The sequence below is a fragment of the Methanoplanus sp. FWC-SCC4 genome (assembly GCF_032878975.1).
GTDB lineage: Archaea > Halobacteriota > Methanomicrobia > Methanomicrobiales > Methanomicrobiaceae > Methanochimaera > Methanochimaera problematica.
On record NZ_CP043875.1, the window covers coordinates 155,045 to 168,556 of the forward strand.

The 13,512-nt window shown below is 40.3% G+C and carries 7 protein-coding genes; 1 reads left to right on the forward strand and 6 read right to left on the reverse strand.

Translation table 11 applies throughout. From position 1 onward, the window contains the following. Positions 1-2: 2 nt before the first annotated feature. The 6 genes from F1737_RS00745 to F1737_RS00770 all read right to left on the reverse strand — a co-directional run bounded on the left by F1737_RS00745 (position 3) and on the right by F1737_RS00770 (position 12,615). Positions 3-1,520, reverse strand: a complete 1,518-nt coding sequence (locus F1737_RS00745) for a hypothetical protein (RefSeq protein ID WP_317136876.1) — start codon at positions 1,518-1,520, stop codon at positions 3-5. A gap of 2 nt (positions 1,521-1,522) precedes the next feature. After that, positions 1,523-2,470, reverse strand: a complete 948-nt coding sequence (locus tag F1737_RS00750; RefSeq protein ID WP_317136877.1) for a vWA domain-containing protein — start codon at positions 2,468-2,470, stop codon at positions 1,523-1,525. Positions 2,471-2,473: 3 nt separating this feature from the next. After that, entirely contained in the window at positions 2,474-3,388 is a 915-nt protein-coding gene (locus F1737_RS00755; RefSeq protein WP_317136878.1) for a DUF58 domain-containing protein, read from the reverse strand. Beyond that, positions 3,385-4,365: an AAA family ATPase gene (locus tag F1737_RS00760; RefSeq protein WP_317136879.1), complete on the reverse strand. Its 981-nt coding sequence runs from the start codon at positions 4,363-4,365 to the stop codon at positions 3,385-3,387. Before F1737_RS00760 ends, F1737_RS00755 begins: the two co-directional genes overlap by 4 nt. Before the next feature lie 320 nt (positions 4,366-4,685). Then, the gene (locus F1737_RS00765) at positions 4,686-10,481 is read right to left on the reverse strand and encodes an Ig-like domain-containing protein (protein WP_317136880.1); all 5,796 of its coding nucleotides are present in this window, start codon (positions 10,479-10,481) and stop codon (positions 4,686-4,688) included. Positions 10,482-10,968: 487 nt separating this feature from the next. Next, entirely contained in the window at positions 10,969-12,615 is a 1,647-nt protein-coding gene (locus F1737_RS00770) for a hypothetical protein (protein ID WP_317136881.1), read from the reverse strand. Positions 12,616-12,806: 191 nt separating this feature from the next. Here F1737_RS00770 and F1737_RS00775 point away from each other — a divergent pair, with 191 nt between their 5' ends. Further along, positions 12,807-13,511 carry an ABC transporter substrate-binding protein gene (locus tag F1737_RS00775; RefSeq protein WP_317136882.1) on the forward strand — a complete coding sequence of 235 codons (705 nt, stop codon included), beginning with the start codon at positions 12,807-12,809 and terminating at the stop codon, positions 13,509-13,511. The last annotated feature ends 1 nt before the right edge of the window (position 13,512 follow it).

Genomic DNA, 13,512 nt, shown 5'->3' on the forward strand with positions numbered 1-13,512 from the left:
AATCATTTTATATCCCCGATTATCTCTCTGACTGAATCTTCTATTTCTTTGAAATCTTCCGGCCTGATAGTTTCTGCCAACTGTCCGGCAAACCGGACGGGACAGGTTTTCAAAAAAACATCTCTGCATCTTTCATTTAATTCCGGATATTCTCTGGTCATTTTCAGACAGAGTCCGTCGGTTATTTCATCCCCTGAACCATATTTTTTTGATATAAACATTCTAAGGGACTGTGTGGCTTTTTGACATGCCTCTTTTTTATGCCCGGAATTAAACATCTCAACAGCTGAATTCAGAATATCTTCAGGCGAAACGAAGTTGTCAGGGACATCAGACGTTGTGCTCTCATATTCATCTCCTGAGTGTCTCATCAAACCGTAATAAGCCGCTGCAGCAATGCCTCCTGCTGCAAGAATTATTATTATTGGTATAACATAAAACGGAATTCCAGATTCCCTGATAAGAGTAATCACTGTCAGATTATCTTTTTGAATGACTGCATTTATTCGTGCAGGTTTCCAGCCGTTTTCATAACTGAGATCTAATTCCGAGCCCACAGGGGTTGTGTTGATTGCTGAAAAGAATCTTTCGTAGTTTTTTTCCGATAAAAATTCCGTGTGATCCTTAAAAGTCTGGTTTTGCAGAAGAACCGGGGGCAGGAGGACTGAAAAATTGGTCTCCTGTCTTATGTATGATATTTTCCGGTTTTGCATTTCACCGCTGACCATTACAATGTCCGCATTCTTTGAGCGGTATTCAAGGCTGAATATCCCTGAATCCTCGTTTACAGGCATTACTGAGATAATCCCGTCCTTAAAGTTCTGACTGACCAATGAGCTGTTGACCTTTAAAAAAAGTTCATCTGCGACAATTTTACTTGTCAGGGATTTTTTGATCTCCTTTATTTTTTTATTTTCAGCCTCAACGCTTTCTTTCAGGGCTTGTGTATCATAATTTGCCTGGTTAATTGTCGGTGCGGGATCAGCAGCCTGCCCTGAATTTTTATCGACAGGAACCTGATTGTTTTTCTGCTCCATTAATTTGCTCAAGTCAATATCTGTATCATCCTGTGTTGCACTAACCTCTTCGCCTTCGCTTTTTTCTTCAACAGGCTCGTTGGTAAATATTATTCTGATGCCCTGAAGGTTTACCTGATATGTTCTGTCAGTTGTAAATTCAAAAATTATATCGGTGTAAATTGTTTTCGGTTCGTTTTCCGTTCCGATAATGTAATTGAACTCTTTCATGTCGGAATAGAGATTAAATGCCTGCTGTTTGGTGTAAGAGGATTTTTGAGGGTTTTCTCCGTCACCGGTGGCTGTAAATTTGCCGATAAGAGTTCCCCTGATATCTTTTCCAACTCCGTTGTTTACAATAACCGGTATCTTTGCCTCTTCTCCTGTCTGAAATGTATAACTGCTGTAAGGTGTCTGAAAGGTGATGTCACCTGCGAAAACAGGTGTGAATATCAGAGCTGCTATCATAAAAAAGACTGCAAAAATATAATTTATTTTTGTCATTTTCAGATGACACCTCTTTTCCCGTATCTGATTAAAAATCCTGAAATGATCATGATTCCTGAAAGGAGGAAGAATAACCATGCGATGCCTGTCTCTTCCGTTTCTCTCTCTATTTCATCGTTAAGGTTTGAATAGATCTCATGCAGGGTTGATTCATCCACTGATTTGTAATATATACCGCCTGTTTTATCCGCAATATTTTTTAGTGTGTTTTCGTCCAGAACAGCGTACAGCGGATTTTTAAACATGTCGTAATCATATATGACCGGTTTTTCAGAACCTACACCTATTGTAAATACCTGTACCCCTCTTTCGTTTGCAAATGAGAGTGCCTCTTCAGGGGATATGAAGCCTGCATTGTTCTCACCGTCCGAGAGAAGTATCACTACATTTTTTCTCCCCGGTATTGAAACCGCCATGTCGGCGGCAAGTGCAAGACCGTCTCCGATTGCAGTGTTTCCGCCTTTTGATCTGATTGATTCAAGTTTGTTCAGCACTCTTTCCTTATCCGGTGAGAGATATGCGGCACTGGATGCACCGCCTTCAAATGTTACAACCCCGACATAATCCTCTTTTTCAAGATTTTTAATAAGCATTGCAACTGAATCCTTTGCAGCTCCCAGTCTGTCGGGTTTGTAGTCGCCTGCAAGCATACTTCCCGAGATGTCAAGAGCAAAAATCACGTTTGCACCTTTTTTTGTATTTTCAAGGGGAATATGCGGGTTTGCAAGACCAATAAATATCATGGCAACTGCAATCAGGGATAATGCAAGGAGAATCTGTTCCTGCCTGGATTTTTTTGTGCCCTCCTGAGCGGCTTTAATGTATGATATCCTTGAGAACTCAATTGCGGATTTTTGTCTTATGCCTTTGTAGTGGTGGTGGTAGACAAACAAAAGAGGAATTAGCAAAAGTCCTGCAAGCCATAAAGGGTCGTCAAATCCTGTCATTTTTTAGCAGACCTCCCCTTTTCCTGAGAAAAAATACCGTGATTTTGATTCACATTCTTCTTCTGTTTTTATAAAAAGAGTTTTTACATTGCAACGGCGGAGAATTTTCTCCTTTTCCTGATTTTCTTTTAAAACGATTTCAGAATAGTTCCGGCAAAAAACAGGATCAGAAGTGTCCGCAATGACTATTTCGCCTGTTTCAGAGTCCTGCAACCGGATTAAGCCTATATCGGGCAGTATTTCTTCCCTCATGTCAGAGATAGTTAATGAATACACCTCATGTTTTTTTGAAAGAATGGAAAGCTCTTTTTCAAAATTATCCCCTTCGAAATCTGAGATTACTATAATTACCGATCTTCTTTTGAGGGTGTTGTACATATATCGGAGAGCCTGTGCAATATCTGTACCCGGATATTCGGGATTGTGTTTAATTATTGCATTCAGAAGGTTTACCGAGTGGTTCCTGCCTTTTCCTGCAGGGATGAACTTCTCAACTGTCTCTGTGAACATGCATAGTCCTGTTGCATCCCTGTGGGCCTCTGAGGAAAAAATGATTGAGGCGGATATCTCAAGCATTTTTTCATCCTTGCTTTTTTCCCTCCCAAAAATCTGTGATCCGGACCTGTCAATTAAAAGGTAAAATGTCTGGTCCCGGTCCTCTGAAAAGAGGCGGAGGTATGGTGTCTGAAAACGGGCTGTTGTCTTCCAGTCAATAGACCTTACATCATCCCCGGGAACATATTCCCTGATGTCTGTAAAATCAATGCCTCTCCCGCTGAATATTGAGAGGTGTTTTCCTGCATAAGGACCTGTGGAAAGTTTTTTTGTTTTAATCTCAATTTGCTGTATTTTCCTGATACATTCATTCACTGAGAGTCCTGATATTCCTGATAACATGCAGCTTTTGGATTTGTTCACGGGACAGTCACCTTTGAGAGAATACTGTCTATTATATTGTCAGGTGTAATCCTGTCGGCATGTGCCTCATAATTTAACAGGATTCTGTGTCTTAAAACATCATGAGCAACCTTCCTGACATCATCAGGTGTTGAGTGAACTCTTCCGTCTGTAAGTGCCGCTGCCTTGGAACAGAGTATGAGGTTTATTGATGCCCTTGGAGAAGCACCGTTTTGAATGTAATCCTTTAGATCCAGCCCGTACTTTTCAGGGTGTCTTGTTGCATCAACAATTTCAGCCACATATCTGTCAACAGTCTCATCGGTATATATTGATCTGACAAACTGTTGAATTTCAAGAATCCGCTCTTTTGAAATGATCTGTTCGGGAACCGGGGGTGCTGTGCCGGTAAACCTCCTGATTATTTTCATTTCATCTTCAACACACGGGTAATCCATCAGAATTTTTAGCATAAACCTGTCAGTCTGTGCTTCGGGCAGAGGGTATGTTCCCTCCGACTCAATCGGGTTTTGTGTGGCCAGAACAAAAAACGGAGTGTCAAGGCGGTATGTTTCTCCCTGGATTGTGACCTGTTTCTCCTGCATTGCCTCTAAAAGTGCTGACTGAACTTTTGGGGGTGCCCGGTTTATCTCATCTGCAAGGACAATGTTGCTGAAAACAGGCCCCTTTATCGTTTCAAAGCCTCCGGTTTTCTGCTGGTATATTTTGGTGCCTGTAATGTCTGCCGGAAGGAGATCGGGGGTGAACTGGATTCTTGCAAAGGAAGATCCTATTGACTCTGAAAGCGTCTTTATCAGAAGGGTTTTTGCAATTCCGGGAACACCTTCCAAAAGGACGTGGCCACCTGCCGCAAGAGATATTATCACCGAGTCAATTACCTCCTCCTGTCCGATGATTACCTTTTTAATCTCATTTTCAAGCTTTTTTAAATCCTTAGAATAATCTGCCGCATTTTCTTCATTGCTGTTGGAAATCATATTACCGGTTCCTGAATTATAAGCTAATAGTAAAATTGTTCTCTCTTATCTATCTTGTTTGCTGTTCCACAAAAAATTGAATTTTTCTCATTATTTTTCTTAAAATTGTCTTTAGAAGTAATTTTTGAAATTTTTTCAGATTTTATCTGCAAGATGTGTTAACCATATGTAATTAATATCTTTGGACAAAAATCTGAAAATTAACAAAAAGGTCTGCGCAGAAAAATGTACCCTGATAATCCGGAAAAATAATTATCATCATATTTTCAGGTGAATAATCCAATATTTGTCTTTAAAAAGAATAAAGGAAGAATTATCCCTTATTTTCTTCTGGAAACCATTGCAATAGACAGAATCATTGCAATAACTCCAAATACCATAAGATATCCTGATAAAAGCGGTGCTTTGTTAGATTTTGTGGTATCTTTGTTTGTGTTTGTATCCGGAGTGTTTTCATCTTTGTCCCGGTTGTTCACTGACTTTTCTTCGGTTGTTTTTGATGTGTCCGGTATGACAGAATCTTCTGCAAATATTGCAAAGTAACCGAATCTGTCTGTGTCTGCGTAGTAATTCAGAACTCCGTTTTCAGTATCCTCATAAACAGTTGAGAGAGCCCTCCACTCTTCTTCTGAAGAGTCGTATATGAGGAGTTTAACTTTATCCGGTGATGCTTTGCAATCGTCCATCCAGGTTTCCGGTACTGAGAATTTTATGGTTGCCATTTCAATTGACCCGGGAGTGGTGTAGTAGTCTTTAATCACAATATACTGATAGACTGCTTCTTCTGGATTGTCTGCCCCGTCCGGCTTTTTACCTTTCTCAGTTGTAATCATTATCTTTGCAAGGTCTTCTTTTGGAAGAACCGAGACTGAGCTTACAGCTGACTGATCCAGTTCAAAAGTGACTTTTTCTCCTGCAATAATCTTTTCTGCAGAATCAATTCCAAGTGAGCTCTTTCCTCCTGATGTGTAAGAGCTGCTACTGCCTGTGTCCGGTGACGGGGTGTTTTCAGCAGTTACAGCTGCAAGACCAAATGTTGAAAGACCGTGTGGTGATACACCTTCAAACAACAGGTTATCTCCGTTGGTTCCTTTGTAGATTGTCTCTAAGACCTCTTTTGTGCCCTCTTCCGAAACACGGATGATTCTTACAGAATTAATTCCGCCGTTTGCGTCCACCCATGATTTTGGAACAACCATGTTGATCTTTGCGGATTTGATATCCCTTCCGTTGTTAAGATTGGTTTTTACAATCTTCATTGAGTATGCAACGTCCTTTATTTTCAGACCTGCATTTGTTGCGGCAATCTGGAATGATGCACCTTCCTCGGGAGCTCCCTTCTCAATTGTTGTCTCAAGGGCCGCTGCGTCAGGTATGCCGTTTAATTCAAGCTCTACCGCTCCGGAAACCTGTCCGAGATCGCTTAACATGGTGTCAACGGGTGCTGTTTCAAGAACAATGTCGCTTACCTCTCCTGTAATCTCGTCTCCTTCTTCAGTTACAGGCTCGTCAGTCTCAAATTTAAGTCTGAAACCGTTGCCCGGAACTTCGATCTCAGTTCCGTTTGTTACAACAGCTTTGCCTTTCTTTACCCTGACCTCTGTTTTGCCGTTTTCCTTCTTCGTCAAATTTGCATTAGATGAATCGATGACCTTTTTCTCTGTCTTTTTACCGTCATCGATGATCTCATCAGCATATCTGTTGTGTGGTTTTACAAGCGGGTATTCATCTATGTTTGCATCGTTGATTGTAAACGGAGTGTCTCCTATTCCGTTGCCGTCCTGGTCCTGACCCTCATATCCTGTCCAGTAATTTCCAGCAAAATTTTTGAAATTCCGGCCATTGTAACTGTATGATGTCTGCGAGTTTTCCTTCCATATCTGGGCGGTATTATCCCTGTCATATATGATTTTGTCTGACGGAACATTGAAGGAGTTCATTGAGAAGATGTTTCCTGTGGATTTAGCTCCTCCCATGTAAATTGCGGTATAGGATATCCGGGAAATATCATTTTTAATAAATCTGTTTCCTGTTGAAATACCAAGTATTCCAAAGACTCTCTGAGAATCGGTAATTGTGTTTGATTCAAGGAGATTGTTTACAGCACTGTTCAGGTAGAAAGCATACATTCTGCAGCTTACTGAATTGTTGGTGATTATGCTCTCTGATGAGCTGTCAATTCTGAATCCTGATGTACTTGCGTCTGAAATTGTGTTTTTATCAGCTGTATTTTTATTTGCTGAGGAGAACCAGATACCGTTAGTTCCGCCCTTTACATTATTGTTGGAAATTTCATTCTTTTCTGAGTTTGATTTTGCATAAATTCCTGTTCCTGATGATGATTTAGAGAAAACATAGTTGTCAGAAACCAAATTCTCTGATGAATCTTCAAGATATATGTGGTAAATTGAATTTTCCACTGTGTTGTCATGCAGGTTGTTTGAACCGCCGCCAATTGATGCAATACCAAACCATCCTGTATTGACAATGTTATCTGAAATTTCACATCCTGAAACACCGTTGAGCATTATGGCTGCATGGTTTCTTGTACTGAAATCTTTGGAACTGTAGCCTGCTGATACATTAAGTCCTGATATTTTCACATCATCAATTGATACAGTGATTGTGTCAATGTGTGTATCTGCCGGAATTATGTTCACCAAAGCAGGGTCATCTTCTGATTTAATTGTCAGGAATTTATCGATAACCAGGTTTTCTGTGTAGGTTCCGGGTTTTACAACAATTACATCCCAGTCATATGCAGCGCTTACTGCGTCAGTTAGGTTTTCATAATCGCCGCTGCCTGAAGCATCAACATACCATGTTTTGGGCTGGTGGTCTGCCGGGACAACTCTGAGTATTGCTTTTCCGGAAAATGCATCTTTAGAGGCTGTTATGTTTGTATTTCCTGCTTTTGATGATGTAAACAGACCTGTTTTTATGTCAATTGTTCCTATGCTGTTGTCTTCAACTGACCATGTGATGTCTGTTACATCCATTACATTGTCATACTGGTCATATACTGTTGCATTGAAATCCTGTTTTTCACCGGCACGGAGCACTGCAACATCAGGTGATACTGCGATGTCGTCAATCTTTGGAAGGTCTATTGTAATTTCACTGACACGGCGGCATTCCTGATTTGAGCCGACGAAGTTTAAAGGCCAGTATGTCATCTTTTGTCCTGCAGGTGAATCGTATATTGCTAATTCCCTGATCTCCTTCCCGTCGAGTCTGTATGCGAGAATGAGATTGTTAGCTTCAAGAAGTTCTGTGCTTCTTACAGTTACTGTTGTATCTCTGTCTCCTTTTCTGTGGCTGTATTTTCCGGGGATTGTTATTGTGTAACCTTTACCTGCAAGTTCTGTGTTGAAGGTATTTTCATCTTCGTCATCCACAAGACCAACTATGGTTTTAAGGCTTACACCTTCCCAGATTTTTCCCGTATAATCTGTGTATGATGCTGATTCATTCTTTGAGAGTGATATGAACTGATCCTTTGTGATTATTTTCTGTTCTTCTGTGTTTACTGTAAGTGTCCAGTCTGATGATTCACCGACTGTTATGTCAGCACCTGCTGTAACACCTTTGATTGTGATAGTGATTCTTGTATCTCCGGTTTTTAATGCCGTGAAGAGACCGTCACTGTCAATTGTTCCTATGGTGTTATCAGAAACAGACCATTCACATTTTGGATCTTCAATAATGACATTCGCATCGTCATATGCGGTAACCGTGAATTGCTGTAAGTCTCCCTGATAGAGTTCTTCAACAGTGTCTGGTATAAGAACGATTCTTGAAGGAACTATGTCATTTTCACTGACTGTTACTTCTGTTGTTTTTGTTATATCGCCTGAGGAAACTGTTATTGTTGTTTTTCCTTCCTTATCTGATGTAAAAAGTCCTGATTTGTCAATAACTCCGACTGTTGCGTTTGAACTTGTCCATGTGAACTCTGTTGAAGGGATCTCGTATCCTTCTGCTGTCAGTCCCTTTGCTGAAAATTCAATTGTTTTCCCGGGGCGTATTGCCTTGTTTTCAGGCGAGAGTGTAATTTCTGAAAGGACAGGGTCGGATTCGATTACATTAACTGTAATTTGTGAGGTTTTGCCGCCTGCACTGACACTGAGTTCGGTTGTGCCGGCTTTTACTGCTGTAAACAGTCCTGTATCAGTAACTGTACCGACTGTCGGGTCTGTTACTGACCATTCATAGTCGGTATTGTAAACTTTGCCTGATGTTGAATTCAGTGCAGATGCTGAAAACTGATATGTGGTATCCTTTTTGAGCACCGGATTTGAAGGTGTGACTGCAACAGAGTCAACATACGGAACTTCACCTGTTACATAACATCCGCTTAAACCGTTGTTTGCCCATCCGATGATTCCGGGTGCCTGGTTGCTTGATGCAAGCCATCCGTAAATGTTGAATGTGGCAAAGGTTTCGAGTTTATTAAAGCTGTAGTCAACTTTGAGCATTCCGTGGTTGATGTCATCATTGTTGAATCCGACAATGCCTGTGTAGAGATCAATAAACATCAGTTTGTAGTCATTTTCCGTGTTTATATCCTGCCCGCTGTATAATGCGATGTTTTTAACTTTTGGAGGTCTCCATCCCTGTGGGGTGTATAAAAAGTCGTCCTTGTCAAATGTTTCAGTGTATGCTGCACCTACAAATGTTCTATTTGATACATCTGCTTCAGTCCACCTGTAACCGGTTGCGGTTATCTCCACTTCAAAGTCATCCGGAATTGTTCCGTTGACTGCAAGGAGCAGTATGGCGTTGTCCTTTCTTCCCTGTCCGCCTGTGTCGGTCAGATAAAATGTTCCTGTTGTAGAATTTGTTTTAATGATCTTTGGTGTTGCATCATCAGAAACGTCTGTGATTTTCATTGCGTTTAGACCGCCGCCAAACTGCATGAAGTAGGTGTCATTTCCGTACTTGTCATATCTGGCGCCGTTTTCGTTGGATACTTTTACATAAAGACCGTTTTCCTCAGACATTGCACCGGGATCCACAATCTCATTTGCAACTGTTACTGATGCTGTTCCTTTTATTTCTCCGGCAGAGGCAACAATAGTTCCGCTGCCTTTTCCTGAGGAGGTGAAAAGTCCTTCCCCGTTAATTTCTCCGATTGCAGGATTTGTGAATGACCATGAAATTTCCACATTATTCATGGGTTTATTGTACTGATCATAAACAGTTGCAGAAAACTGCTGTGTTTTGCCGGGGTTTACAGTAATGATTCCCGGAGCAACCTCAACAGATATGGCTATTGGTTCACCTGGGATGGGCGGTACTGTCTGTGAAATTAATATGCCGCCTTTATCTGCATCCTGTGTCCATTCTATGTTTTTAAGAGCGTTACGGTATCCATAGACACTAATTGCAGCAGCTGAGTTGAGATTACTAAAAGAGTATTCAACCTTTGCAAATCCGTTGTCAATAATCGTTGCATTGGCATCGAATTTTTCTTTGTTGATGGAACCCACATTAAGGTCAATAAACATCAGGCTGAAAGTGTTTTCAGTGTCTGTCATGTTCTGGCCTTTGTATATCGGGTAATTGGCACATCCGGCAGGACGCCAGATTTGCGGTCCGTATGTGAAGTTATCTTTTGTAAATGATGCTTTTAATGCACCTGATTTGTATGATATGTTTTCATACACAGGAGCTGCTTCTATAACGGAATTTCCTTCCCACTGGTATCCGCTTGAGTTGATGTCAAGCCTGAAATCGTCAGGGATTGTTCCGTTGACTGCAACCATCAGCAAAAGTGCATCGTAGTACCCTTTTCCACCGTCTGTTGGCAGGAAGAAAGTTCCCTCTTTTTTACCAGTCTGAATAAAACTCTCGGTATCTCTTGAGAATTCCGGAGTTTCACTGACATGAAGTGCATTCAGACCCTGAAATTCACTTTTGAATAATATGTGATAGGTCTGATTTCCATAACTGTCATATGCGATACTGTTCTCCGCTTCGACATAAATGTCTGTGTGCGAAGGCAAGGTTGTAGTTTCTGCTGCTGCGGGGGATGCAAAAACTGCAACTGCCAGCAGGCAGATTAAAGCAAACAATGTCGTAAGCTTTATATGGTCAATACTCTGTTTTCTCATGTGTAATCACTGTTTTTGGTTCTGATTTTCTGTTGAAACTCTAAAGTACGAAATTTACAGTTTTTATGATGGTGATATGATCGATATAAGTTTCCGCTTATAACTTTGTTAATTATACTTGATTTACAAAAGAGGTACAAAGGGGTTATTTCTGAGTAAAGCTGCAATTTATAATTTAAATGATTCAGAAATAAAATAAAAAAAATATTGAATTTTGAGAGTCTATTGTAAAAAATAATAATTATATGGTATCTTTTTCAAAAAATTTCCTTATATCTTGTATTTTCACAAATCTCCTAATTGTGCAAAAGGCGCACAGTATAACCATTTTAGGCTCAACAATGATGTGCTTTTATGCAAAACGTTTATATTTTAAGTTTTTTTGAAATTATTATTACATATTGGGAAAACAGGCAAAAAAAATTATTTTCAGGATATCATTATTTTAATTTACTATTTTTTAATTAAACAGTATAATCTCAGGTTTTTATCCGTTTGTTTCTTCCGGTACCAAAGACCACACTTTTTTGCCGTAACTGCCAAGGTCGACCTCCATAAATGCCTTTGAAGGATCAAATTCTGAATCATCAGGGATCTCAAATACAAGGCTGGACTCAAACTTTACCGTTCTGTCAAGCCACTTGCTGGTATACGGGACTCCGAAGGTTGTCATATATTTGTCCGGTGTTTTGTCCTTGTATGAATTGCTGTCGTATATTAGTGTGTACGCAGTTTTAGGCGGTGTCTTTATTTTTTGCTGACTTCCTCCGCGGTAACCCATGTGTGTGACCTCGACAACGACTGCGAGATAGCGGTTGCCGTAATCCGGATATAAAATTTCAAATTTGTTGTCTTCCTTCATCTTTATTGATTTGCTTTTCCGGAAATCCTTCACATTTATCGAAATGTCGTTTGATTTCCCTGCATCCTTATAGTGAAAAGGTGTGTTTATTGGCATTTTGTCTTCAAACACCTTTTGTGGTGAAATCTTTACTTCCTTTAAACAAAAACCGGCTTTGCCGGTCTGATCCCTGACTGAGTTTATCTTTTCAAAACAGTTGCCAAGGTAAAAGTTACCTTCATCGAGAACTTCCTCATCAAATCTGGTGATCCCGTACCAGTAGTCTGATGCCGCAGAAGAGAGATCGTCAATTGCTGAACTAAAATCGGTTTTTACTTTATGTGCCCCCGCGGAAAGAGGCATTTTGGATAACTCCTCCTGAATTTCCCTGCATTCTCTAAGAATTTCATCTGAAAAATCAGCAACGGCTGAGTAATCATTCATTTCTCCTGATTTCTGCAATCTGTCAATCTTTGTAATTATTTCGAGTGATTTTTCATCAACATAATTATAGAAATAATCATCAGCATTGTATTTCTCTGAATAATCATCATCCGGAATAACTAACCCGACTGTTTCAAATGGTCTTTCATAATGAAGGGTTATTTTGTTTTGCTGAAACTCTGCCGCAGACCAGCCTTTGTACTTTATATATGCCCCGTCTGATAGTGTGCCTTTGATTTTTAAGAAATCCTCGGCATTGATCAAAAATCTGACCAGAGGCTCATCCTGTGTTTCGGTTTTGTAATATACTGCGACAAATCCTGCATTTTTCCCGGGAGCTGTCTCGTAAACATTGCGGACTATATTGGATGCATCCTCTTCGTACCACCATAATGTTTTGGAAAGATCATCTTTTGCCTCAGGTGTTGTCAGGACAATTTTTATTCCGTTCTTTCTCCCGAGATATTTGGGATTTGCCAGAAAAGAGTCTGTTATCAGACTGTATATTTCGATATCACATTTTTTGAGAATCTTTCCCGCACCTACAAAAGAATCTCTTTCATTTTTTATTGCACTGATGATTTCATCTGGATTATCAGCTGTATTTTCACCGATGTTAAAAATTATCTCAAATTCTTTTTCAACCGGTGCAATATTCCCTGTGATATTTATCGGCAGGGGATCCTGTTTATCATCTGATATTACCGCGGCGTTATTAAGGGGATTATCAGTTCCTTTTTCATCCTGAATAAATTCAGAATCATAGAAACTGTTGTAACCTGAAACCGCTGTACACCCGATTATAGCAGTCAGTAGTAAAGTAATTGTAATAAATTTTGGGAATTTCATTACTGAGATTTTCTTATTCAAACCTAATATGTATTGTTTTAGTGGCGATGGGATTTAACCATGTAAATTTAATTTAATTAACATCTGCTTTAATTAGTAACACTTTTTTAATAAGGATATAGATTATTATCAGTAATAAAAAGGAATTAGAATAATCATATTCGATAAAATCAAACCGGAAGTGCAAATTAATGACAATTTATCTTGCGATGGATGATACTGACAACCTTGACTCACGGGGCACCGGAAAACTTGCCCGTGCAGCGGCATCGGCAATTGCAAAAGAATACCCGGTAAAGGGAGTAACCCGGCATCAGCTTTTTGTTCATGAGGACATCCCTTTTACATCGCATAACAGCTGCGGTGTAATTCATATTGAGGCATCCGGAAACGATGCAAAGGAATGGATATTTGAAACCGCAAAGGAAGTCATGCTTGATGACTTCATAGATGGCAGTGATCCCGGTATTGCAGTTGCCGGAAGAGAGGACATTAAGGAACCTCTGATATCCTTTGGACGTGATGCCCAGAGAGTTGTTTTGAACCAGGAAAAAGCCCGCACTCTTGCAAAGAATCTTGGGATCAGACTTGAAGGACTCGGAGGGACTGAAGACGGTGTCATTGGCACAATGGCGGGTCTGGGACTTGCATGCACCTTAAATGACGGACGTTACCTCATGCTTGGGAAAATACGCGAGATGACCGGCCCTGCCGAGGTTTCGACACTTCTTGATGCAGGAATTGATGTGGTATACACAATGGATGGCAGAAGAGTTAACGATGGTCTTATAATAATTGCCGAGGGCAAATCTGCAAAGCCCTGTCCTGTTGACGGCAGGGCCGTTCTTTTCGTTGAAGAGATAGACGGCGAATATCATGCCGTAAAGAGAGGATAGA

Coding starts and splice junctions, on each gene's coding strand:
- F1737_RS00745 (WP_317136876.1), bottom strand. CDS start 1,520: ATGACAAAAATAAATTATATTTTTGCAGTCTTTTTTATGATAGCAGCT.
- F1737_RS00750 (WP_317136877.1), bottom strand. CDS start 2,470: ATGACAGGATTTGACGACCCTTTATGGCTTGCAGGACTTTTGCTAATT.
- F1737_RS00760 (WP_317136879.1), bottom strand. CDS start 4,365: ATGATTTCCAACAGCAATGAAGAAAATGCGGCAGATTATTCTAAGGAT.
- F1737_RS00765 (WP_317136880.1), bottom strand. CDS start 10,481: ATGAGAAAACAGAGTATTGACCATATAAAGCTTACGACATTGTTTGCT.
- F1737_RS00770 (WP_317136881.1), bottom strand. CDS start 12,615: ATGAAATTCCCAAAATTTATTACAATTACTTTACTACTGACTGCTATA.
- F1737_RS00775 (WP_317136882.1), top strand. CDS start 12,807: ATGACAATTTATCTTGCGATGGATGATACTGACAACCTTGACTCACGG.